Origin of the sequence: Lactobacillus sp. A27 (assembly GCF_016742815.1) — a bacterium.
GTDB classification, from domain to species: domain Bacteria; phylum Bacillota; class Bacilli; order Lactobacillales; family Lactobacillaceae; genus Lactobacillus; species Lactobacillus gallinarum.
Genome location: NZ_JAEHNT010000003.1, coordinates 1 through 24,282, shown reverse-complemented (window position 1 = coordinate 24,282; position 24,282 = coordinate 1). Strand labels below are relative to the sequence as shown.

The window sequence follows — 24,282 nt, the reverse complement described above, 5'->3', positions numbered from 1 at the left end:
TTTATACAATAAAAAAAGATGCTTTTTATAGAACATTTGTTTGAGATTATGCTATTTATTTGTTAAAATAATCATAAATATTATCTTTTTTACAATAACGGAGAAAAATTATGTCTAAGAAAAACAACGATACTAAACAACTAGAAATTTTACGTTATATTTATGATACTGTAGAACGCCGTGGTTTTCCACCAACAGTGCGAGAGATTTGTGCTGCGGTCAAACTTTCTTCTACATCTACTGTTCACGGTCATCTAGCCCGCTTAGAACGCAAAGGTCTTTTAATCAAGGATGCAACTAAGCCTCGTGCACTTGAAATTACCGATGAAGGTAAAAAGGAATTGGGCATTAAGCCAAAGAAAATCCCAGTTGTTGGTGTGGTCACTGCTGGTCAACCTATCTTAGCAGTTCAAGACATAGATGAATATTTTCCACTTCCACCTGATCTTGAAAACGATGCTGGTGAACTCTTCATGTTAAAAGTTCACGGTGAGAGTATGATTAATGCGGGAATTTTAAACGGTGACAGCGTCATTGTCAGAAAGCAAAATACCGCTAATAACGGCGAAATTGTCGTAGCCATGACTGATGAAAATGAAGCTACAGTTAAACGCTTTTATAAAGAGAACGATCACTACCGTTTACAACCAGAAAACGATACAATGGCACCAATTATCTTATCCAAAGTAAGTATTTTAGGTAAAGTAGTTGGCCTTTACAGAAATAATATCGATTAATATTTAAACCTAAGCAAAAAGCTTAGGTTTATTTTTTCGTCAAAATTTCAGTTAATTTATTTTCAAAAACTGGCAGCCATTTTTCTAAATAACCTGCACGGGTCGGATGAATTTCGTCTGCCATATAAAGAGCAGGTTGGTCTTTAAAATTCGGATCATTATATAAATCCAGAACTTTAATATTCCATTTTTTAGCTAATTGATGTGTTGCTTTTACCATCTGATTATACAAATCACTTTCAAAATAAGGATTTGTATAGATCAAAATTGGACAATGCCATGTAGTCAGAGCTTGACTAATAATATATTCCATCGCACCGATAATTGTTTTTACATCAAAATGGTCATTTTGACTAATTTCTCCCAGCTTCTGGTTTGTACGCGCATCATTAGTAGAAAGTTGCAAAACCAACATATCAATTGGTGTTTTAAGATTTTCCTTAAAACGAGCAACATAAGAATCACCATGATAACTGGCATCTTGATCTACCAAAGTAGTGCCATTTTCTGCATCTTTAATAGCAGCAATGCCATCTTTTTTCCATAAGTAGTCTACAAAAGATTCCCCTAATGCACCAAAACCAAATGTGACAGAAGAACCTAAAAATAAGATCTTTTTATTTCTTAATGGGCTATCAATTGTTTTCACACTGTTAAGACTATATTTACGGCTGTTACCCGGTAAATAGGCTAGCTCTGCATAAGCTCTTTGGTGCAAGGGATGCTCATCCAAATCCATTCGCAACTCATTAAGAGCAATATCGGATAAATCATTATTTTGTCTAATAGGGATTAAAAAAGTTTCGTTACTCATTATTTTCTCTTTCTTTATCGATGTAAGGTTTTATCGCTTCCCAATCTTTTACAATATCATCACTTAATTTACGATTATAAAATACAGCCGCAGGATGATATTCTGGAATAACCGTATATTTCTTTTTCGACCAAACATATCCATCTTTAGCTTCATTAAGTTCAAGAATTGGTGTATTCTCAATAACCTTACCATGTTCAGCAGAAATCTTATGACCTGGGCCAAGCAGTCGCTCTAATCCGGTGTTACCTAAAGCAACAATGACTTGTGGATCTGCGTAATGCATTTCATAGTCTAAAAAAGGAGCATGTGCTAACACTTCTTTCTTAGTAGGTTTACGATTTGGTCTTTTAATTACTTCTTTATTTTCTCGTTTACTAAAAACTTTTTTCACACTAAAAGGGCGGCTACGAACAGCACTAGTAATATAAACTTGATCTCGTGATAAACCAATTTGCTTTAGTGATTTATCCAGTTCCTTTCCGGCGTCACCACTAAATGGAATATTATTAACGATTTCATTGCGTCCTGGCGCTTCGCCTACGATCATTAGCAAGGGATGTATTGGGCCACTTCCTGAATTAATTCCTTCTAAACGCATGCCCTTTGATCTCTCTTTTACTTCTGCCAGTAATTCTTTAGGATAATTCAATCATCTCACCTGTTTCTATTTCTGATATATTAATTATAATATTAGTCAAAATTATTTTACATCTAAATTAAATATAGTATAATGTAATCAATTTAATATCAATTAAAAGCCGCCATTGTGGATAAATGGCGGCTTTCGCTTTAATTCCACACTCAATATCTCTGCTTGTGAAATTTACTTCACAATTCAGATTTAGTATATTATCAATGTTATTACTGTATATTAGAGTGACTTTGTGATTTTACTTTGCGGTTTCACATGAGTTCCACGATATTATTATTCACAAACTATTAATATATTATTAAATAATTATCGATTATATATGAATTATTTTAAAAATATTTATCAAAACAAAAAAGCTAGTTCCGTTTGGAACTAGCTTTTCTATATCGACGTTATGATTAACGACGTGCTTCAGCAATTCTTGCTGACTTACCGTGACGTTCACGTAAGTAGTAAAGCTTAGCACGACGCACACGACCATGACGCTTAACTTCAACCTTAGCAACACGTGGGTCGTTAACTGGGAAGGTTCTTTCAACACCAACACCTGAAGCAATCTTACGAACAGTGTAAGTAGCACCGATGCCAGTACCCTTCTTCTTAATTACAACACCTTCGAACAACTGAATACGTTCGTGAGTACCTTCAACAACACGTACGTGAACAGTAACAGTATCACCTGCACGGAAAGCAGGAATATCGTCACGAATTTGTTCTTTAGTCAATTCTTGAATTAATGGATCCATAATATATTTTTCTCCTTCTTCGGCATTCATCCACGCACCAGCGTCAGCGGAACACCCATAACTTTAATTAGTGACATTTGCCACGATGAATAGTTTAACAAATCAAGCCAGCTTAATCAAGCTCTGACTTGATTTCTTCTAGCATTTTCTTTTCTTCAATAGTCAACTGACGATCTTTTAACATATCAGGACGATGAAGATAAGTTGCTTTAAGCGCTTCTTTGTGTCGCCACTCAGCTATTTTTTGGTGATTGCCACTAGTTAATACTTCAGGCACTTTTTGACCTTCAAAATCAGCTGGGCGAGTATATTGCGGATATTCTAATAAGCCATGTGAAAAGCTTTCTTCTACTGGACTAGCAGCGTTACCTAAAATACCAGGCAAAAGTCGAACAGTAGCATCAATCATACTCATAGTTGGTAATTCCCCACCAGTTAGCACATAATCTCCAATTGAAACAGTTTCATCGGCTAAGTCATAGACTCTTTGATCAAAGCCTTCATAGTGACCACAAATAAAAGTTAATTCATCTTCTTTTGCCCAGTCTTGTGCCATTTGTTCATTAAAAGTTTTTCCTTGTGGAGCGGTAATAATAACTTTACCACTAGAAGATAAAGAATTAAGTGCTTTTTTAATTGGCATGATTTGGAGTACCATACCAGCGCCGCCGCCATAAGGAGTATCATCTACGTGGTGATGTACATCTGTTGTGAAATCACGGAAATTAACTAAATTGAGATCCCACTTACCATCTTCTAAACCACGTCCTAACATCGATACTTTCAAAGGTGTAAACATGTCGGGAAAAAGCGTCAATACATTAATCTTCATCTCGTAACCCCTCCATTAATTCTACATAAACTTTTTTGGCAGCTACATCAACTTTTTTAACAACATCGGCAATGTTTGGAATCCAATATTCCTTGCCACTATCTTCACGTACAAGCCAAATATCATTTGCACCTGGAGATTGGATATCAACGATTTTACCGATATTTTTACCAGTTTCTTCATCAATCACATCGCAATCAAAGATGTCTTTATAATAATAAACACCGGCAGGTAATTCGCCACGATCTTCTTCGCTTACTACCAGGATTTGGCCTCGTAATTTTTCTGCTTGATCAATATCTGTAATTTCTTTAAATTGAATTAACCAAAATTGTTTAAATGGACGGCTTTTTTCAATAGTCAATACACGTTTAGTATCGCTTCTAAGTGATAAATGCATCCCTTCAGCAAAACGCTCTTCTGGGAAGTCCGTAATCACGTTAACTTTGACTTCACCATTCAATCCATGAGTTGTTAAAATTCGTGCAACGTCAAAATATTCCATGCATGCTCCTTTTTAAGTAATAAAAAAAGCTTGAAGCACTTGGCATCAAGCTTTTAAATAATCGCAAAATTACTTGTTGTATTTTGCATCGTGCAACTTAGCCATCAAGCCAGCACCTGAAAGAAGTGATCTAACAGTGTCTGAAGGTTGTGCACCCTTTTGTAACCAATCAAAGATCTTGTCTTCATCAAGCTTCAATTCCTTTGGTTGTGAAACTGGGTTGTAGTAACCAACTTGTTCGATGAAACGACCATCACGTGGCATACGTGAGTCTGCAACAACGATTCTGTAGAATGGCTTTCTCTTGGCACCAGCACGGTGCATACGAATTTTAACTGACATAAATTAATTTCCTCCTAAAACTTAACGATTAATAATATACCACCAAAACAAATGGGTGTAAAGTGTTTTTCCTTAACACCTTTATTTTTTTAAGAATGGAATCTCTTAATCTTACGCATACGCTTCTTTTTGTTCTTCTTAAAGTTCTTATTTAAACGACGCATAGCCATCTTGGCCATTGGTGAATCCATCCCTGGCAAGTTGCTTAATCCCTTCATATTGCCCCTAGTCATCTTGCTCATCATTTCCCGCATTTGTTTAAATTGTTTAATCATACGGTTAACTTCGACAACGGGGCGACCAGAACCGGCAGCAATTCTTCTTCTGCGACTTGGATTCAACAAATCTGGATCCTCACGTTCTGCTTCAGTCATTGAATAAACAATGGCAATTGTATGATCAATTTGCTTTTGATCAACATTTAAGTTCTTCAACTGTGGATTATTTGCCATCCCAGGAATCATCTTCATAATTTGATCAAGCGGGCCCATTTTTTGCACTTGCTTCATTTGATCAACAAAGTCATTGAAGTCAAAAGTGTTTTCTCGCATCTTTTCAGCGACTTTTTCAGCTTCCTTGGCATCGTAATCTTGTTGTGCCTTCTCAATTAAGGAAAGCATATCACCCATCCCAAGAATTCTGGAAGCCATTCGATCTGGGTGGAAGACATCCAAATCACTTAGTTTTTCACCTTGACCAGTAAATAGAATTGGCTTACCAGTAACTGCACGAATTGAAAGTGCAGCACCACCACGAGTATCACCGTCTAACTTAGTTAAAATTACTCCGGTAACATCAAGTCGCTCATCAAAGCCTTTAGCAACGTCTGTAGCTGCTTGACCAGTCATGGCATCAACTACTAAAAGGATGTTATCTGGCTGTGCAACTTTCTTAACACGTTCCAATTCTTCCATTAATGGTTCGTCTATTTCTAAACGACCGGCAGTATCGATTAAAACATAATCATTCTTGTTTTTATCAGCTTCAGCTAAACCATCCTGTACAATCTTAGCAACATCTTTTTCACCATCTTCGCTAAAGACAGGCACCTTTAATTGTTCACCAATTTGCTTTAATTGGTCAACAGCGGCAGGACGATAAATATCTCCAGCAATCAAAAGTGGACGAGCCTTTTGCGTCTTTTGTAAATGATATGCTAATTTACCAACAGTGGTAGTCTTACCAGTACCTTGCAAACCAACCATCATAATAATAGTTGGAATATGCTTAGACTTGTTTAAAGGAACTGCTTCTTCACCCATCATCTTCGTTAATTGTTCATTAACGATTTTAATTACTTGTTGGCCTGGGTTTAAACTTTCTTGAACTTCTTTGCCAAGGGCCTCTTTTTTAATAGTCTTGATAAAGTCCTTAACAACCTTGAAGTTAACATCGGCTTCTAACAATGCAAGTCGAATTTCACGACTAGCCTTATTAATATCCTCTTCTGAAACTTTACCTTTACCAGTTAAATTTTTTAATGCTTTTTGAATTCTTTCACTTAAATTTTCAAAAGCCATGGGTTTACTCTCCCCTCAATTGATTTAATAAATTGGTTATTTCTTTTTTAGCAGTTTGACTATCATTATTATCTATCGACAAAAGTGCATCTGCTAGCACATCTTCAATATGATTATTATCACGCCGCATATGTAATTTGGCTTCATAATTTTTCAAAATTTTAGTGGAGCGTTTTAAATTATCATAAATAGCTTGCCGAGATACATTATGATTAACCGCAATCTCTCCTAATGATAGATCATTATAATAATAATCTTCAAAATAAGATTGCTGTCCTTTAGTTAATAAAGAACCATAATAGGCATATAGGTCGCCTAATTCTTCATTTTTAGTTAATTCATCCATTAATTTTCACCAGTCTTTAGTATATCAAAAAAATGATACTACCAAAAATGTTAATTATCATTTAAATCATGAAGACAAAATCTATCTTTTTTCTCATTAAAAATACGAAATTTGAACTACTTACGGTTGATTTTTTAACGTATTTTTAATTATAATTAAGTAATCTTATTTTTAACACAAAGGGGAATTGTATTGTGAATCTTTGGCAACGAATGAACAAAAAAGAAGATCCACGTGTTTATGAAAATAAAGATGGACACCTGGTTCGATCACTAAAGGTTAAAGATTTCTTAGCCTTAGGGGTTGGGACGATCGTCTCAGCTTCAATCTTTACCTTGCCCGGTGAAGTTGCTGCATTACATACTGGACCAGCGGTTGCAATTTCATTTATTTTAGCTGCAATTGCTGCCGGTTTAGTAGCATTTGCTTATGCCGAAATGGCCGCTGCCATGCCATTTGCAGGATCCGCTTATTCATGGATCAATGTGGTATTCGGCGAATTTTGGGGATGGGTAGCCGGATGGGCTCTTTTAGCTGAATACTTTATTGCTTTAGCATTCGTAGGATCTGGACTTTCTGCTAACTTCAGGGCATTAATTGCACCTATAGGATTAAAATTACCTGCTTCTTTGTCCAACGCTTTTGGTACTAATGGTGGAGTTATTGATGCAATTTCACTTGTTTCTATTTTATTAGTTGCTCTTTTAATTGGGCATGGGGTCTCAAGAGCCGCTCGAGTAGAAAATGGATTAGTTTTACTTAAAGTTTTAGCCATCTTGATCTTTATCGTAGTTGGATTAACAGCCATTAAAAGCGCTAACTTTACACCATTTATTCCTAAATATCGTCCTACTGCTCACGGACCATTTGGTGGCTGGCAAGGAATTTATGCTGGTGTATCAATGATTTTCTTATCCTACATCGGTTTTGATTCAATTGCTGCTAATTCGGCAGAAGCTATTAATCCGCAAAAGACAATGCCTCGTGGAATTTTAGGCTCATTAGCAATTGCCGTTACACTTTTTGTAGGTGTTAGTTTGGTATTGATCGGTATGATGCCTTACAAGATGTATGCTAACTCTGCAGAACCTGTTGGTTTGGCTTTACGTTATGCTGGGCACCCAATAGTTGCTGTCGTCGTTCAAACTATTGCTGTTTTAGGTATGTTTACCGCCTTGATCGGTATGGGAATGGCTGGATCTAGATTAATTTACTCATTTGGTCGTGATGGTATGTTACCTAAATGGTTGGGCAAATTAAATTCTGACCGTCGTCCTAACAATGCACTTTGGACTTTGACTATCGGTAGTATTTTGCTTGGTGCTTTCTTCCCATTCTCTATGCTGTCTCAATTAGTTTCAGCTGGTACTTTAATCGCATTCATGTTTGTATCACTTGGTATCTATAAATTACGTCCACGTGAAGGTAAAGATATTGATGATCCATCATTCAAGATGCCATTTTATCCAGTATTGCCTGCTCTAGGCTTCTTAGCTGCATTAATCGTTTTCTTAGGTTTAGATTATCAAGCTAAGCTCTACGCTGGTATTTGGTTTATCTTCGGTTTAATTATTTATTTCTGCTATGGTATTCACCATTCAGTCCTAGATAAGAAAAAATAATTTTTAATAAAAAAGATCAACTGTTGTAAATTGCAGCAGATGATCTTTTTTTGCCTAATTTTCTTCTTTTTCCAGCATTTTCTTTAAAACATTAACTAAACCTATAGTCTCATCTTTGCTAAGCATCTGAGTAATGGTTTGATCAGTTTCTCTGCGGTGCTTCTCTACTTTCTTGCAAACTTCCTTACCATCTTCAGTAGAAATCACGGTGCCATTATCATCAGTAACTAAATCTTTAGCAACTAAACTTTTTACTAATTCTTCAACTTTATCCTTAGTTACATGAAGCTCCTTGGTTAATTTGTCATATGTCTTGCCATGCTTATGGTGTTCCAATTCAATCAAAATTTCTAATTCATTTGCACTGATATCTTTAAATCAGCATCCATTTGCTTTTCTACTTCATTGCTAATTCTAGTAAAAAATGATCCAATAGTACTTTCTGTCATCATTTCAGATTCTTTCAATTCATTAACTCAATTATACTAGCCGAAGAAAAAACAGCTCAACAATGTTGAACTGTTTTTTGAATTTTAAATTAAAGGTTCTCATCCATGTTGAAGGTTAACTTAGACATGTTAATTGAATCAATCATCATTTGGCCCCAAAGCTTTTCAGTTTCTTCACGAGTATGAGCAACTGTCTTTTGGTTTTCCTTAGTCAAGTAATCAGTTAATTCTTCACCTGATTTGCCATCAGCACCCTTAATAATTTCTTCAACACGATCTCTAAAGTAACGGTTAAGTTCAGTTAAGTATGTAGTGTCAAGTTGAACAAATTGTGGATAATGACTTTCAACAAGTGCAGCAAATGACTTGTAGTACCACCATGCATCATTCATGTTGTAATCCATTGAAGTATTGTTATATGAAGGATCAGTATCATTCATATTAGCAAAGAATGGAACAAATGGAGTAAAGGTTGGACCACCAATACATAGCCACATAATAGCTGCACGATCTTCTGGCACATCACTTCTAATTTGCAAAATGTGGGCATTTTGAGTACGGTTCAAACCAATTGGACGATAGCGGTGCTTTTCTTCTTCAGTACCTTTGCCAAATGGATCATATGGAGTGTCTTGGTAGTGTGAACCCAAAGCAAATTGAATATCTTCTTTAGTGATCTTTTTAGCAGCCTTACGAATGAATGGAATATCACCATCTTGTGGATCTTGTTCAATCTCTGGGTTAAACAACTTTTGAATGTACCATTGACGATTAGTGTTGTAGTGACGGTCTTGTTCAGTGTAAGTACCAAAAATGTGGCGGAAGTTCCAGCCCTCATGATCAGGATTCAAATGATGTTCTTCAACAAATTCTTGAATTCCTTCACTCCACATGAAGTAATCAGAATTATCAAAATCAACTTGTTCAATTGCCACACGGTTACCAGTAGCTGCATAACAATCATCTGGGATACGTTCTGCAACCCAATGGTGACCAGTAACAATTTCCATGTACCAAATTTCGTCTTTATCACTGAAAAGAACTGAATTACCAGCTGGTGAACCATACTTAGCAATCAACTTACCTAAGTATCTAACACCGTCTCTAGCGGAATGAATATATGGCAAAACTGAAGTTTGCATACAGTCTTCATCCAAACCATCTTTAACAAGTGGATCAAATGCTAAAGTACGTTCATTACCATATGTTGATTCAGTACATGACATAGCAACGTTTTCTTCGTTAATACCACTTTCGTCGTAATAACCGCGATGCTTGTAATCAACGTTTGGAACAGCTGGAACACGTTGAGCGTCTTCTGGTAAATCCATTTCAAACTTGTTAAGCCATGACTTAATGTGTTTCTTTTCACCATGACGAGCTGGTTCGATAATAAACTTTTGTGGGGTGATTGGACGGAATGTATCATCATTACGAGCAATCATAGTAGTACCATCGATTGAGGCTTTTTTACCTACCAAGATAGTAGTACATGCACTATATTCTTTCATAAAATTCTCCTTATAAAACTATATACACTTAAACTTTATCACTAGACTAAGCCATGGAAAAGACCAATTGCATAATTTGCGGCATCAAAATCAGCCAAATCTTCAGCTTTTTCACCAAGTCCAACCAATTTAACCGGTAAGTTCATCTCATTACGGATAGCCAAGACTACCCCACCTTTAGATGAACCATCAAGCTTAGTTAAAACCAGACCCGTTAATTTGGTTGTCTTATCAAAATCTTTAGCTTGGAGCAAGGCATTTTGTCCGGTTGAACCGTCAAGAACCAATAATGTTTCAGTTGGTTGGTCAGGCAGAAGCTTTTTAATAGTTCTTTGAATCTTTTCTAGCTCAGCCATGAGGTTCTTTTTGTTTTGCAAACGGCCAGCAGTATCAACTAACAAGTAATCAGCTTTTTCATTAATTGCACGTTCAGTTGCATCATAAACAACAGAAGCAGGATCAGCTTTTTCTTTTCCAGTTACTACAGGAACATCAACGCGTTTGCCCCACTCAACTAATTGTTCTACGGCACCGGCTCTGAAGGTATCAGCCGCAGCCATGATAACTGACTTACCTTCATCTTTAAAGCGTTTTGCAAGCTTACCAATAGTAGTAGTTTTACCTGCACCATTGACGCCGACAAAGAGATAAACATTAGGCTTATCTTCGGGGTGATAAATTAACTTTTCATCTTCACTGTTGCCACCCTTGTCATACAAGTCAACCAATTTTTCAACAATAACCTTTTTCAGATCATCACGAGATTTGGCATTTTGCAATTTGGCTTCTTCACGAAGTTCATCGGTTAATTGTTCTGCTGTCTCATAACCTACATCAGATTCAATCAATAAATCTTCCAAATCATCAAAGAAGTCCTCATCAACAGTTCTAAATTTAGCAAAGAATGCATTAAGTCGAGCGCCAAAACCTTTATTGGTTTTTTCCAAACCTTTTTCATAAAGTTCTTCTTGTGAGGAATCTTCATCTTCTTCTAGTTCTTCAGTTTCAGGTTCTTCCTCGTCTGTTTCGGTTTCCGCCTCTTCAGTAGTTTCAGATTCTTGAGGTTCTGTTTCCTGTTCCTCTTCAATTTCAGCGGTTTCTTCAGATTCAGGCTCTTCTTCATCCTCTGCTACTTCTTCTGAAGCTTCAGACTCGTTATCCTCTTCAATGGGTTCTGTTTCTTCTTGCTTGTCAGATTCAGCAGATTCTTCAGATTGTTCCTCTTGAGCAACTGCTTCACTATCGTCCTGTTTTTGCTCTACTTCTTCTTGTTTTTCCTGCTCTTCTTTTTTCTCTTCTTCGTCATCTTTTTTACCAAAGAGAGACTTTTTAATTCGATCAAATAATCCCAATTATTTCACCCCGTTTTTCTTTTTCATTTCTTTTAATGATACTGACAATACTTGAGATATACCAGATTCTTGCATTACCACACCATACAATTGATCAGCTTGCTTCATTGTTCCTCGTCTATGAGTAATCACAATAAACTGTGTCTTTAAATTATATTTAAGTAAAAATTGAGCAAAACGTGTGACATTTGCATCATCAAGCGCTGCTTCAACCTCATCAAGTAAACAAAATGGTACTGGATTTACCTGCAACATTGCAAATAATAATGTTATCGCAGTTAATGCCCGTTCACCACCAGAGAGCAAACTTAAACGCTGTAACTTCTTGCCAGGTGGCTGAGCGATAATCTCAATTCCTGTTTCTAATAAATTATTTGGTTCAGTTAATTCAAGCTTAGCCTTTCCACCGCCAAAGACAAGTGGGAAAATCCGCTTAAAGCTTTCAGCCACTGCCTCAAATGTTGCTTTAAATCGACTCTTAACCTCTTCATCTAATTCATTCATTGATTTTTCAAGGTCATCACGAGCTTTAAGCAAGTCATTTTGTTGACCATTCAAGAAGTCATAACGCTTTTTAACATCTTCATATTCTTGAATAGAATCCAAATTAACTGGACCAATGTCTTCAAGTGACATTCGATGCAGTTTAACACTTTTAGCTAATTTTTCTCGAGTTTCTTGATCATTTTGACCTTCAGCTTGAGCAATAGCGGCTTCAAATGTTAATGCATAATCATCACACAAAGTTTCTAAGCGTTGATCAATCAAACTATTAAACTTTGCAATTTTAACAGAATAATCTTCCTGTTCGATTGCCGCATCCTTACGCAAATCATAATTTCGGCTAGCAACTTGATCTAACTGATTAATTTGCGCATCAAATTGTCCGAGTTGTGAACTAAGCTCATTTAATTTATTTTGCAGTTGTTCGTTCTTTTGTTTAATTTTTTCCTTCTGCTTCTTTAAATCGGTGTTCTTCTTAACAGAAAGTTCTCCATTTTGATTAAGATCTGTTAATTTCTCCTTTAAATCAGCAGCCTGCTTTTTATTATTATCAATTTGATTGCGTTTATCTTTTTCTTGAACAGCTAGATTTTCTAATTTATTTGCGAAAACTGCAATTTGTGGATCAAGCTTGGATAATTCACTTTGCACACGTTGACTTAAATTATTAAAGTTCTTAATACGTAATTGCAATTCATTCATTTGGCTCTTTTTCTCTTCACCTTGTTTAGATAAAAGAGCCTGCTTATCATTTGCTTCTGCAATCTGCTTTTGCAATTCAACTATATGATCATTCCGCTGCTTCACACGTGATTCATATAAAGTATTAGCATCTTGAAGTCGCTTAACCTCTTTTTCTTGATTTTGGAAAGAAATAGCTGCTTCATTAATCGTTTGATTAATTTCTTGCAAAGAATCATGCAATTTTTGCAACTTATTTTCTACTTTAACGCTTTGATCAACCAAATCTTTTAATTGTGCTTGGTCTTCCTTAAATGATCTAGTTAAACTACTGATTTGCTTTTCTAACTGATTAATTTCAGTTGCCGTCTGCAATGGTGAATTATTGCGCAGGTTCTTTTGTCCACCGGTCATAGAACCACCCGGTGAAACAACATCCCCATCTAAAGTAACTATTCGATAACGACCAATTCGTTGAGAAATTGCCATTGCGTTTTCGATTGTATCGACAATCAAAGCACTGCCTAACAAGTAATTAATTGCGGCAGTAATATTATGATCCGTTTTGCTTTCTACTAGCTCACTGGCAATTCCCTTGAATCCATTAAAGGACTTCAAGGTAGTTACTGTAGATTGTGGAATGGTATATTGGCGTAACCCATCTAATGGCAAAAATGTGGCACGACCAGCTCTACTGCGTTTTAACTGATTAATTGCATTTTTAGCACTATTACGGCTATCTGTAATCAAATCTTGAACGCCGCCACCAAGAGCTGTAGTCATCGCTGCTTCAAGTTCAGCTGGGAAAGTAAGCAACTCACCTACGGCACCAATTACGCCAGGAAAATCATTTAAATGATTCAAGACGTTACGGACACCGTAGTAATAACCTTCATGACGTTTTTGAATATTAATTAAAGCTTCATGACGGGCTTCGATCTTTTCCAGTTTATTCCGCTCATCATTAACTGTTTGCTGCAGACGCCTAATTTGATCATTCAAGTCATTACTTTGATCACTGGCTTCAGCAAAAGCCGCATTTTTGTCTTTACGTTTAGCAGTTAGATCTTTACCTTCGGCTCGTAATTTTTCCAGTTCTGCTTTAGCTTCAGATAGTTGTTTACCCACATCATTGCTTTGATAAGTGGTGTCAGCCTTACTACGTTTTAGCTCAGTATTCAAGTTAATTACTTGATTGTTAACCGCAGCTTGATCTTGCAATAATTGAATGTAGTCGTTACGACAATCCTCCAGTTTCTTATTGAGTTCTTCTGGATTTTCACTCAATTCACCTGTAAGCTTATCCCGCTTTTCTTGTAAAACCGATTGTTGCTTCTTAAGGCTAGCTTGATCTTTTTGTAAACTTTCCAAATGAGCGTTCAGTTGTACCAGGCTCTTCTTCAGCGTTTCAACTTGATTTTGATATTCGATCTTAGTAGCATCATCAAATTGACGTGATTGTTCAGCCATTTGCAAGTTAGCATTCAAATCTGATAATTGCTGACTTAATTTTAATAATTCATTTTGAACTTTTTCTCGTTCATCCCGAATTTTTTGGTACTCTGCTCTTTTTTCTGAGACCGCATTTTGAGATTCTTTAACTTCAGCATCTAATTTTGATAATAAAATCTTATTCTTATCAGCTGATTTTTGAATAGTTTCTTTTTGCTTATTAATATCTTCGATTTCAAATGCTAATAAACTCTTTAGTTCTTTATCTAAACCAGCCTTTTGAAACTTATATTCTTTGGCTAGCGAACTTTGTTCATGCAGCGGCTCTAAGCGGCCCTCAAGTTCTTTTACTAAATCATTAATTCGAATCAAATTATCTTGAGTCTTCTTAAGTTGCCCTTGAGCTGCTTCTTTTTGCTGTTTAAAGTGAAGCACACCCGCAGCTTCTTCAAAAATTACGCGGCGCTGTTCCGGACGTGAATTTAAGATTTGATCAACTCGTCCCTGAGAAATAATGGCTAAGCTATTTTGCGATATACCAGAATCAAGAAAAAGCGTCCGTACATCACGCATGCGGACTTGCTGTCCATTAATCAAAAACTCACTATCGCCAGAACGTAAAATATTTCTAGTAATTGAAACTTCGTCCGTATCAAATGCTAATTCACGTTTGCGATTATCAAAAATTAAGGTAACTTCAGCTTTATTTAATGGCTTACGATATTGACTACCAGCAAAAATGACGTCCTTCATGTTTGTTCCACGAAGAGACTTAGCGCTGGATTCACCCATTACCCAACGAATAGCTTCTGTAATATTACTTTTACCACTACCATTAGGACCAACAATACCAGTTATTCCATCATTAAAATGAATAGTTGTTCTGTCAGCAAATGATTTAAAACCATCGAGCACTAATTCTGTTAATGGCACCTTTTTAAATCCCCTTACTCTAATTTTTGTAAAGCTGCTTTAGCGGCTTGTTGTTCTGCAGCTTTCTTGTTATGACCTTCACCTTGTGCTTGAACTTGATCATTAATCTTTAATTCAACTACAAAATGTGATGGCAATTGTGATTCACTAAGTACCGAATATTCAATATTTACTGGACCATTTTGTTGTAATAACTCCTGCAAATCGGTCTTATAATCACGTGAATCATCAAATTCGCCTTTATCAATCAATGGATAAACAGTTAAATGCAAAAAATGTTCAACTGCTGGCATCCCTTGGTCAAGGAATAAAGCGCCATTGAATGCTTCAAAAACGTCTTCCAACAATGTTTTACGATTACGAGCACCAGCTTTTTCCTCACCATTACCTAAATGAATTTCATTTTGAAAACCACATTCAATCGCAAATTCAGAGAATCCTTCAGTTCTAACAATATTAGATCTTAACCGTGTTAATTCTCCTTCATTTAATTTAGGATAATGACGGTATAAATAATCAGAAACAGCCAATTCAAGAACGGCATCACCTAAAAATTCCAACTTTTCATAATCACGAATTCCATCGTTAGGATGCTCATTTGAATATGAAGAATGCGTAAATGCTTCTTCTAATAGCTTTTCATTATTAAATTCAATATTATATTCATCTTTTAATTTTTTTAGAAATTTTGTACTTACCATAAAATTGCCCCTTTTATACCTTTAAATTATACCAGTTTTAGTGCTATATTTTGAATGCAAAAAAGTCACTTCTAGAATTAGAAGTGACTTTTCGTTTTTAAGCTTAATTTTACTTAGTATAAGCAACATTGTACCAGTTAGGGAAACCATTACCCATTGAGTCAGATGGCTTAAGTGAGTAGCCAGTAAGTTTCTTGTTAACTGCAGTAATAGTGTAACTGTTTGATACAGGAAGAACGTAAGCTTCGTCATCCATGTACTTTTGCCATTCGTGGAACTTATCTACACGGTACTTGTGATTAAATGCCTTTTGTGAGTCCATTTCATCAAGAAGTTGAGTATTCTTCTTAGTTACGAAACGAGAATAGTTCATTGGTGACTTTTCACCGTAAAGGTCGTTTGGTGATGGTTCACTTGAAAGTGACCAGGCACCGATAAACATATCTACTGATGGATCATCATGTTGAACCTTATCGTAGAATGAGTTGAATTCAATTAAACGACCACCGGTCAACTTAACATTCAAGCCCATCTTCTTCCATTGTTGAATGTAATTTTGAACGATTGGTTCTTGGTTTGAAGTACCAGTCATAGCTGCAAGACGGATAGTTAAAGGCTTACCATTTGGTTGTACACGATACTTGCCCTTCTTCTTAAAGCCTGCCTTGTCCAAAATTTCGTTACCCTTCTTAAGGTTGTAAGTGTAGCCCTTTACATCCTTATCGAAGTAATCACCGAATTGCTTAGGAATCAAAGTAGGAATTCTAAAGCTTAAGCCGTATGAGTAACGCTTAGCAACTTGGTTAACGTTCATACCGTAACCAATGGCTTGACGAAGAGCCTTGTTGTTCATCTTGGACTTAGGGTTCATTACGTTTTCGCCCTTCTTAGCGTCCCACTTACCTACCTTAAAGCCAAGGTATGAGTATGAAAGTGGAACAGTAGCAATGAAGTTAACGCCCTTAGTATTCTTAACGTTTGGCCATTGTGAGTTGATAACTTGGATAACGTCAAACTTGTTTGACTTAATACTTTGAGCAACTGAGTTAGGGTTGATTACAGTAGCGGTAATCTTAGTAATCTTTGGCTTGCCCTTGTAGTAATATTCGTTAGGAACCCAAGTGGTTGATTGACCACGAACAAGTTTTTGTAACTTGTATGGACCAAAGAACAACGGTCTCTTACGAATCTTATCACTAGACATTAAGTCTTTGAATTTAACATCTTTTAAGTAGTGGTATGGTGCAGCTGCTTCCCAAATATAGCCGTTACCACTAGTGTTCATGCCTGGCTTCATATTCTTAAAGTGAAGAACAACCTTACGACCATTTTCACCATCTGGCATTTCAAGACCAGAAATAGTGCTTGCCTTGCCTTCGTGGTATTCTTTCAAACCTACCAAGTCAGCTAAACTTGCAGTGTAACGTTGTGACTTAGAATCCTTGTTAGCAATGATTTCGTAAGCATATTCATAGTCTTTAGCGGTTACTTGCTTACCATCTGACCACTTAACACCCTTCTTAATGTTAATAGTTGCAGTCTTAGCCTTTTGATCAATCTTAATAGTAGCTGCACCCTTATTGTTGAACACATAGTGATCATCGGTACCAAAAAGACTCTCAGCACCATATTGCATAACTTCACTATCAGTATTAGAAGTTGAAAGTTCATCATTAAAAATTCCAGTAAATGGTGTATCAGTTTCAACCGCAACCTTTACTGTACCACCATTTTTAGTGGCTTTAGTTGGAACAGCTTGGCTAAATTTAGCGGCGTTAGAAGCTTCATTGGCATTAGAGCCAGATTTACCACAAGCTGCTAGTGTAAGGGCAACACCTGATAAAAGTGTAATGCCAGCAAAAACTTTTGCCTTTTTCATTAGTAAAAATCCTCCATAACTTGGAACAAGTTGACTTATCCATAATATCACTATTACAAAAAAGTTACAACAGCATGAAAACGGCAGGTATCTTTTTTAAGATATCTGTCGCTTTTTTATGTTAGTTATTAGATTTTATAATATGAAAGTTTATGTAAAGGATTATTTATTGTTTAGAATTTTGGAGATTTTTACTAGTGTGCCTAATTACTTAGCGTAACCTACTTGGTACCATAATTGGTGCCCGTTGTTGTTTTGTGATGGCTTAGTTGAGTAACCGGTGATCTTGTTGTTTACAGCATTGATACTGTATGAGTTGCTGGTTGGGATTACAAAGGCTTCATCGTACATGTACTTTTGCCATTGGTGGAAGACCTTTACGCGGTACTTAGTGTCAAATGACTTCTCTGAGTCCATTTCAGCAAGCAACTTGTTGTTTTCTGGAGTTACGAAACGTTCGTAGTTCATTGGTGAAGTTTCACCGTACATGCTTCCTTGTGATGGTTCAGAAGCTAAGCTCCAACCTGCTTGGAAGAAGTCGATATCCTTAGAATCGTGTTGAACCTTGTCGTAGAATGAGTTGAATTCCATCAAACGACCACCAGTAAGCTTAACGTTCAAACCGATCTTGTGCCATTGTTGTAAGTAGTTTTGAGCAATAGCTTCAGCGTTTGGTGAACCTGACATAGTAGCAAAGTGAAGTACTAATGGCTTACCGTTAGGTTGTACACGCCACTTACCCTTCTTCTTGTAGCCAGCCTTGTCCAATAATTGGTTAGCCTTCTTCAAGTTGTAGTTGTAGCCCTTGATGCTGCTGTCGTGGTATGCACCGAAGCCTGAAGGAATTAAAGTATTAACTCTGAAGCTCAAGCCTTGGGTGTAACGCTTGTTAACGGCATCAATGTTCATTGCGTAACCAATAGCTTGACGCAATGACTTGTTGGCAACCTTGGAGTTCTTATCCATGACATTCTTGCCAGTCTTAGCGTCCCATTTACCCATCTTAAAACCAACGTAGCTGTATGCCAATGGAACTTGAGCAACCCAGTTAACACCCTTGGTGTTCTTAACTTGATCCCATTGTGAGTTAATTACGCCAGTGATATCGAACTTGTGACTCTTAATAGCTTGTGAAGCTGAGTTAGGGTTAACTACTTGGATTACAACCTTGTTTAACTTTGGTTTACCTCTCCAGTAGTACTTGTTTGGTACCCAAGTTACTGATTGACCACGAACAAGCTTATCAAGCTTAAATGGACCAAAGTATAATGGCTTCTTTCTGATTTGGTCACATGATTGAAGCTTGTTAAATGGAATATTCTTTAAGTAGTGGTATGGTGCAGCTGATTCCCAGAAGTAGCCGTTACCTGAGAAGTACATACCTGGTCTCATTTGTTTGTAGTGAATTACAATTGTACGGCCATTTTCACCATCTGGCATTTCAATACCGGAAATAGTCTTAGCCTTGCCTTCGTGGTATTCTTTCATACCTTGAATTGATTCAAGAGTTGAATCGTAACGTTGTGCTTGAGTCTTCTTGTTTGCCAAGATTTCGTATGGATATTCAAGGTCTTTAGCATTTACTTGCTTACCGTCTGACCACTTAACACCCTTCTTAACAGTGATGGTTACTGTCTTGGCCTTACGGTCAAGTTTCATAGTTGCGGCACCTTTATTGTTAATTCTGTAATAATCATCAGTATCGAATAATGATTCTTCACCAGGTGCAGCTGCACTTGAGTCAATTGCGGAGGTTGATAATTCATCTGAAAAGATTCCAGTAAATGGAGTATCAGTTTCCAATGCTACAGAAACGGTACCACCTTGCTTGGTAGCTTTCTTAGGAGTTGAATCTGGAAACTTCTTAGCATCCTTTGCTCCTTGGTTATTACTGCTACCGCTTTGACCACAAGCAGCCAATGCTAATGCGGCTGCGGAAACTACTCCTACAGAACCTAAAATCTTTGCTAATTTCATATAATTATTCCTCCATCTAGGACATCTTTTATGTTTTTTATTAATAATCTTTGAATCAAGTTGATGATTAAATAATACCACGATATATTAGTTTTTCAATAGTTTTATGAAATTAATTTTAATTTTTATTTTATTAGAATTGCATAACTTTATTATTATGCAGACACAAAAACAGCTCTATCAAGCGATAGAGCTGTTTTAATATATTTATTAGATTATTAATTTTCACGTTGTCTTGCGTCACCTGCACGTTGTAAGGCACGACCAACATAGTTAATACTTAAGGAAATAACCAAAAGCAAGATAGTAGCTGGGAGCCATAACCATGGACGGTTAATAACGTTAACTGGGTCATCCGCGAATCCAATCAAAGTACCAAGTGATGGAGTTGTAGTTGGCAAACCATAACCCAAGTAGGACAAACTAGTTTCAATACCAATGTTACCAGCAATAGTCAAAACAACGTCAATGATAATCATTGAAGTGATGTTAGGTAAAACTTCACGGAACATAATTTGGAAGTTAGATGAACCTGAAGTCTTTGATGCCAAAACGTAGTCACGGTCACGCTGCGACAGAATGAATGAACGGTAATAACGTGCCGTCGTCGTCCATCCGAACATCGCGATCAAGAATACCAAAGTTACAGCGTTGTAGTTAGGAATAACTGTAGTCAAAACAATGATAATTGGCATTTGTGGCAAAATTTGGATGAAGTCAACTATTCTCATGATGATGACATCAACAACACCACCGTAGTAACCAGAAACTAATCCGACTACCAAACCAACAATTTCAATAATTACAGTAACTGAGATACCGATCATGATTGAGTTACGTCCACCCATGATGAGCAGTTTCAAAATATCACGACCACCATCGTCAGTACCTAGAAGGTGACCCCCTTGGCCCCAACCGTAGTATGCGTCAACGATGTTCATTTCAGTAATTTGTGCTCTGTTCAAAAACAATGAACCACCGAAAGTAAACAATAAAATTAAAATAATGATAATTAAAGCTGTAAGTGCAGACTTAGAACGTAAAATTTCACGTACAGCCACCCTGAATCCAGAAGGTGGGAGAGTAGCCTTTGGTGTAGCGTCTTTTTTACTTGCTTTCTTTGTAGCAGTATCTTTCTTTTTATCAGCCATTTCTTCTCTCCTCCCTATTGAATTCTAATACGTGGGTCAATAATACTCATGATGATATCTGACAACAAGTTACCAATTAGAGTCAAGATACCAAAGATAAGAATCAAAGCAGTTAAAGTGGTGTAGTCACGTTGACTGATTGAGTCAAGGAACAACTTACCCATACCAGGATAACTGAAGACACTTTCAATAATCATTGAACCACTAAGAAGACCAGTAATAGTGTTACCAAGGAAGGCAGCAATTGGCAATAATGAATTTCTCAAAATGTGCTTATGGAAAACTACATTTTCAGGAACACCCTTACTGCGGGCAGTTCTAACGTAGTCTTCAACCTTGTTATCAACAATACCTGTTCTCAAGTACTGTACAGTACCAGTAGTAGCAATCAAGGCATACAAGATAGCTGGAAAAATCATGTGGTAAAGTCTACTGCCAAGTACACCCCAGAATCCTGAGGCGTTGGCTGAAACTGAACCTGAAATTGGGAACCAACCCAAGGTAAAGCCGAAGAGCCATAATCCTAAGATATAGAATACGAAACCCGGTGTAGCTAAAGTAATGTAGTTAAAGATTTGTACACCAGTATCTTGCCATTGGTCTTGGTGACGACCAGCAGTAATACCAAGAGGAATCGCAATACTATAAGTTAAGATAGTTGTCAAAAGTGATAACCAGAAAGTATTCTTTGCACGGTCTGCAATTAATGATGTTACAGGTACGTGTTGAATATAACTTGTACCAAGATCACCATGGAATAAGTTGCCTACCCATCTAAAGTATTGAACATACCATGGATCATAAAGACCAGCAGCTCTTCTTAAAGCTTCGATTTGTTTAGGGTCGGTGTTAGGGTTAATTGATCCACTGAATGGGTCACCTGGCATCATCTTAGCAAGCAAGAAGACCAACAGACTCAAGATAATCAATTGTGGGATCATGATTAACAAACGCCGTAAGATTGTTTTCCACATGCTTAATCACTCTCCTTTTCTTCTCGTTCTTTGAGTTCAGCTTCTTGAGCCATATCTTCAGGCAATGCTACCCAGTGCTTAGGTGCAACCTGTTGCAATGGATATACACGTCCGTCCTTGTCATACCATTTGCTTTGGTTTTCCTCGAATTCTTTTTCTACTTGTTCACGGTGTTTCTTATGTTCTTCACGATGTTCAACGTCAACTTGAGGAATAGCAGAAAGAAGTCGCTTAGTATAAATGTGAATTGGATGCTTGTAAATTTCTTCACGACTACCTAATTCAACCAAACGACCACGGTGCATAATAGCTAAGTTTTCTGACATGTGCTTAACAACACCTAAGTCGTGAGAAATGAAGAGATATGCAATGTTGTATTGTTGTTGAATATGCTTCATGAAGTTCAAAACCTGAGCTTGAACTGATAAGTCCAAAGCAGAAGTTGGTTCGTCGGCAACAATTAATTTAGGGTTAGTAGCAACGGCACGAGCGACACCAATTCTTTGACGTTGACCACCAGAGAATTCATGTGGGTACTTGTAAATTGCATCACTAGGCATCCCTACGATGTCAAGCAAGTCCTGTACACGATCACGTTCTTGATCGGTAGTCAAATTTTCAAAGTTTCTAATCGGTTCAGCAATGATGTCTTCAATTCTCTTACGAGGGTTCAAACTTGACATTGAATCCTGGAAAATCATTTGAACATCTTTGTTATAATCAAGCTTCTTACGATTGCTTGCCTTAGTGACGTCCAAACCCTTATACATGATTTGTCCGCCAGTAACTTTTTCAACCCCAACGATTGCTTTACCGGTAGTTGATTTACCAGAACCAGATTCACCAATCAAACCGTAGGTTTCACCTTCGTTAATTGAGAAGTTTACACCATCAACGGCACGAACATAATCTGTAATTCTGTTCCAAAAGCCGGAGCGAATTGGGTAATAGACTTTTAAATCTTTTATTTGGATAATTTCTTTTGCCATAAATTACTCCCCGCTTGCTGCTGTTGCTTTTTGCGTACTGTCTTCATCCTCAAAGTGGAATGTCTTCCAGCAGGTACATCTTACCCAGTGACCAGGTGCTACCTCATGAACACGTGGCTCCTCCTCATGGGCACTTGCAGGAATCCAAGGAATTCTTGCAGCAAATCGATCACCACTACGTGGCATATTCTTAAGAGATGGTACAGTACCCTTGATAACATGAAGGTCTTCATCAGTATCATCAGATTGAGGCATTGAATTAAGAAGTGATCTTGTATATGGATGAAGTGGATTTTCAAAAATTGTCTTAACATCTGATTTTTCAACAATTTGTCCAGCATACATAACCGCAACTTCATCAGCAGTCTCAGCCACAACGCCCAAGTCGTGGGTAATCAAGATAATACCTGAATGTGACTGTCTTTGAATATCTTCTAGCAAGTCCAAAATTTGAGCTTGAATAGTTACATCCAAAGCAGTAGTTGGTTCATCAGCAATAATTACTTCTGGCTTACATGCAATAGCCATCGCAATAACTACACGCTGACGCAAACCACCTGAAAGTTCATGTGGGTACATCTCGTACATTTCTTCAGGTCTAGGCATTCCTACTTGATTAAATAATTCAATAACTCGTGCGTGACGTGCTTTTTCATCCATATCAGTATGGTAATAAAGAGTCTCGGCAACTTGGTCACCAACACGCATTAATGGATTTAAACTAGCAAGTGGATCCTGAAAGATCATCCCGATCTTATCTCCACGAATCTTGTTGAACAATGATTCATTCAAACCAACAAGGTTCAATTCATTATAAAGAATGTCCCCTGTAACTTTAGTATTTTTATGGTCGTACAATCCAATAATACTTGAAGCGATAGTACTTTTACCACAACCAGATTCACCAACAATGGCTAAAATCTCGTCGCGCTTTAAAGTTAAATTAATATCGTCCGCAGCATCATAGAACTTCCCTTGCAAACGGTACGCCGTATGCAGGTGCTGTATATCTAGTAATAGATCACTCTGCTTTTCCAAAGGTCATTCCTCCATTTATAGCTTCTTTTATTAAAAGCTGTTTAATCTTTTCTATTTATTTTCTAATTATAAACACAAAGCCGGTCGTATGCAAATAACGACAGGGCTTTTTTTTAGGAAATTAACCTTGATGTGACTTAATATATAATACAGCGTCACCAACGGTCTTAATTTTCTCAGCTTCGTCATCAGGAATTTCTGAACCAAATTCATCTTCAAGTTGCAAAATAAATTCAACTAAGTCGATAGAATCAGCGTCTAGATCATTTGTAAAATTAGTATTTTCAGTAATTTTATCTTGATCAACATTAAAATTATCGGCAATTAAGGTTTTAATTTTATTAAAAATTTCTTCTTCTGTCATACAAATTCTCCTTTTTAATAAACTATTGTACTATTTTGTAGCGAATTCGTCTTTAAAATCTTGCACCAAATTTTCTTTAATCATTTTATCAACTTGTTTTAAAGTGAAATAAATTGGACGTTCATTAGAGCGGCCATGAGTTTTAACCACTGGTGCATTAACTCCAAGCAAAACTGCACCGCCATACTTAGCTGTATCAAACTTTGAT

22 protein-coding genes and 1 pseudogene are annotated in these 24,282 nt (G+C 36.8%); 2 read left to right on the top strand and 21 right to left on the bottom strand.

The genetic code is table 11. The features are described from left to right. The first annotated feature begins 110 nt into the window (after nt 1-110). Nucleotides 111-737 (top strand): transcriptional repressor LexA, encoded by a 627-nt coding sequence (gene lexA, locus JEM49_RS00475; protein WP_025006359.1) that lies wholly within the window; start codon nt 111-113, stop codon nt 735-737. Nucleotides 738-765: 28 nt separating this feature from the next. On the opposite strand, the gene JEM49_RS00470 is transcribed toward lexA, so the two are convergent. The 8 genes from JEM49_RS00470 to ylxM form a co-directional block, all read right to left on the bottom strand. Then, nucleotides 766-1,551, bottom strand: coding sequence for an SGNH/GDSL hydrolase family protein (locus JEM49_RS00470; protein ID WP_201873107.1), 786 nt, complete (start codon nt 1,549-1,551; stop codon nt 766-768). Beyond that, nucleotides 1,544-2,203 carry a uracil-DNA glycosylase gene (locus JEM49_RS00465; RefSeq protein ID WP_098044411.1) on the bottom strand — a complete coding sequence of 220 codons (660 nt, stop codon included), beginning with the start codon at nt 2,201-2,203 and terminating at the stop codon, nt 1,544-1,546. Before JEM49_RS00465 ends, JEM49_RS00470 begins: the two co-directional genes overlap by 8 nt. 401 nt (nt 2,204-2,604) lie before the next feature. Continuing rightward, nucleotides 2,605-2,952, bottom strand: coding sequence for a 50S ribosomal protein L19 (gene rplS, locus JEM49_RS00460; protein WP_003629071.1), 348 nt, complete (start codon nt 2,950-2,952; stop codon nt 2,605-2,607). Nucleotides 2,953-3,064: 112 nt separating this feature from the next. Continuing rightward, nucleotides 3,065-3,784, bottom strand: coding sequence for a tRNA (guanosine(37)-N1)-methyltransferase TrmD (trmD, locus tag JEM49_RS00455; protein WP_201873105.1), 720 nt, complete (start codon nt 3,782-3,784; stop codon nt 3,065-3,067). Further along, nucleotides 3,774-4,289 (bottom strand): ribosome maturation factor RimM, encoded by a 516-nt coding sequence (rimM, locus tag JEM49_RS00450; RefSeq protein WP_201873103.1) that lies wholly within the window; start codon nt 4,287-4,289, stop codon nt 3,774-3,776. Before rimM ends, trmD begins: the two co-directional genes overlap by 11 nt. 69 nt (nt 4,290-4,358) lie before the next feature. Next, nucleotides 4,359-4,631 (bottom strand): 30S ribosomal protein S16, encoded by a 273-nt coding sequence (gene rpsP / locus JEM49_RS00445; RefSeq protein WP_025006364.1) that lies wholly within the window; start codon nt 4,629-4,631, stop codon nt 4,359-4,361. 89 nt (nt 4,632-4,720) lie between these two features. Next, nucleotides 4,721-6,151, bottom strand: coding sequence for a signal recognition particle protein (gene ffh, locus JEM49_RS00440; protein ID WP_201873100.1), 1,431 nt, complete (start codon nt 6,149-6,151; stop codon nt 4,721-4,723). Nucleotides 6,152-6,155: 4 nt separating this feature from the next. Beyond that, nucleotides 6,156-6,497 (bottom strand): YlxM family DNA-binding protein, encoded by a 342-nt coding sequence (ylxM, locus tag JEM49_RS00435; RefSeq protein ID WP_087176752.1) that lies wholly within the window; start codon nt 6,495-6,497, stop codon nt 6,156-6,158. Between the two features lie 194 nt (nt 6,498-6,691). Here ylxM and JEM49_RS00430 point away from each other — a divergent pair, with 194 nt between their 5' ends. Beyond that, nucleotides 6,692-8,119 carry an APC family permease gene (locus JEM49_RS00430; RefSeq protein WP_025006367.1) on the top strand — a complete coding sequence of 476 codons (1,428 nt, stop codon included), beginning with the start codon at nt 6,692-6,694 and terminating at the stop codon, nt 8,117-8,119. Nucleotides 8,120-8,173: 54 nt separating this feature from the next. Here the strand turns inward: JEM49_RS00430 and JEM49_RS00425 are convergent, their stop codons facing one another. The 13 genes and pseudogenes from JEM49_RS00425 to JEM49_RS00365 all read right to left on the bottom strand — a co-directional run. Then, on the bottom strand, nt 8,174-8,464 hold the full coding sequence (locus tag JEM49_RS00425; protein WP_207187890.1) for a MarR family transcriptional regulator: 291 nt from the start codon (nt 8,462-8,464) through the stop codon (nt 8,174-8,176). A gap of 193 nt (nt 8,465-8,657) precedes the next feature. Then, nucleotides 8,658-10,079, bottom strand: a complete 1,422-nt coding sequence (locus JEM49_RS00420) for a C69 family dipeptidase (RefSeq protein WP_201873098.1) — start codon at nt 10,077-10,079, stop codon at nt 8,658-8,660. A gap of 41 nt (nt 10,080-10,120) precedes the next feature. Then, nucleotides 10,121-11,431 (bottom strand): signal recognition particle-docking protein FtsY, encoded by a 1,311-nt coding sequence (gene ftsY, locus JEM49_RS00415; RefSeq protein WP_025005828.1) that lies wholly within the window; start codon nt 11,429-11,431, stop codon nt 10,121-10,123. Then, the gene (gene smc, locus JEM49_RS00410; protein WP_201873089.1) at nt 11,432-15,001 is read right to left on the bottom strand and encodes a chromosome segregation protein SMC; all 3,570 of its coding nucleotides are present in this window, start codon (nt 14,999-15,001) and stop codon (nt 11,432-11,434) included. A 14-nt stretch (nt 15,002-15,015) separates the two neighbouring features. After that, nucleotides 15,016-15,702, bottom strand: coding sequence for a ribonuclease III (gene rnc / locus JEM49_RS00405; protein WP_025005830.1), 687 nt, complete (start codon nt 15,700-15,702; stop codon nt 15,016-15,018). A gap of 109 nt (nt 15,703-15,811) precedes the next feature. Continuing rightward, on the bottom strand, nt 15,812-17,581 hold the full coding sequence (locus JEM49_RS00400) for an oligopeptide ABC transporter substrate-binding protein (protein ID WP_201873079.1): 1,770 nt from the start codon (nt 17,579-17,581) through the stop codon (nt 15,812-15,814). Between the two features lie 207 nt (nt 17,582-17,788). Then, complete coding sequence (locus JEM49_RS00395; protein WP_201873077.1) at nt 17,789-19,558, bottom strand: oligopeptide ABC transporter substrate-binding protein; 1,770 nt, start codon at nt 19,556-19,558, stop codon at nt 17,789-17,791. Nucleotides 19,559-19,776: 218 nt separating this feature from the next. After that, nucleotides 19,777-20,709: an ABC transporter permease gene (locus tag JEM49_RS00390; RefSeq protein WP_201873075.1), complete on the bottom strand. Its 933-nt coding sequence runs from the start codon at nt 20,707-20,709 to the stop codon at nt 19,777-19,779. Between the two features lie 14 nt (nt 20,710-20,723). Then, nucleotides 20,724-21,683: an oligopeptide ABC transporter permease gene (gene opp4B / locus JEM49_RS00385; protein ID WP_201873072.1), complete on the bottom strand. Its 960-nt coding sequence runs from the start codon at nt 21,681-21,683 to the stop codon at nt 20,724-20,726. Nucleotides 21,684-21,685: 2 nt separating this feature from the next. After that, on the bottom strand, nt 21,686-22,672 hold the full coding sequence (locus JEM49_RS00380) for an ATP-binding cassette domain-containing protein (RefSeq protein WP_201873069.1): 987 nt from the start codon (nt 22,670-22,672) through the stop codon (nt 21,686-21,688). 3 nt (nt 22,673-22,675) lie between these two features. Next, nucleotides 22,676-23,710: an ABC transporter ATP-binding protein gene (locus tag JEM49_RS00375; RefSeq protein WP_087235454.1), complete on the bottom strand. Its 1,035-nt coding sequence runs from the start codon at nt 23,708-23,710 to the stop codon at nt 22,676-22,678. 121 nt (nt 23,711-23,831) lie between these two features. After that, the gene (gene acpP / locus JEM49_RS00370) at nt 23,832-24,074 is read right to left on the bottom strand and encodes an acyl carrier protein (protein ID WP_025005836.1); all 243 of its coding nucleotides are present in this window, start codon (nt 24,072-24,074) and stop codon (nt 23,832-23,834) included. A gap of 30 nt (nt 24,075-24,104) precedes the next feature. Then, a pseudogene (locus JEM49_RS00365) lies at nt 24,105-24,282 on the bottom strand (phosphate acyltransferase PlsX); the annotation flags it as partial.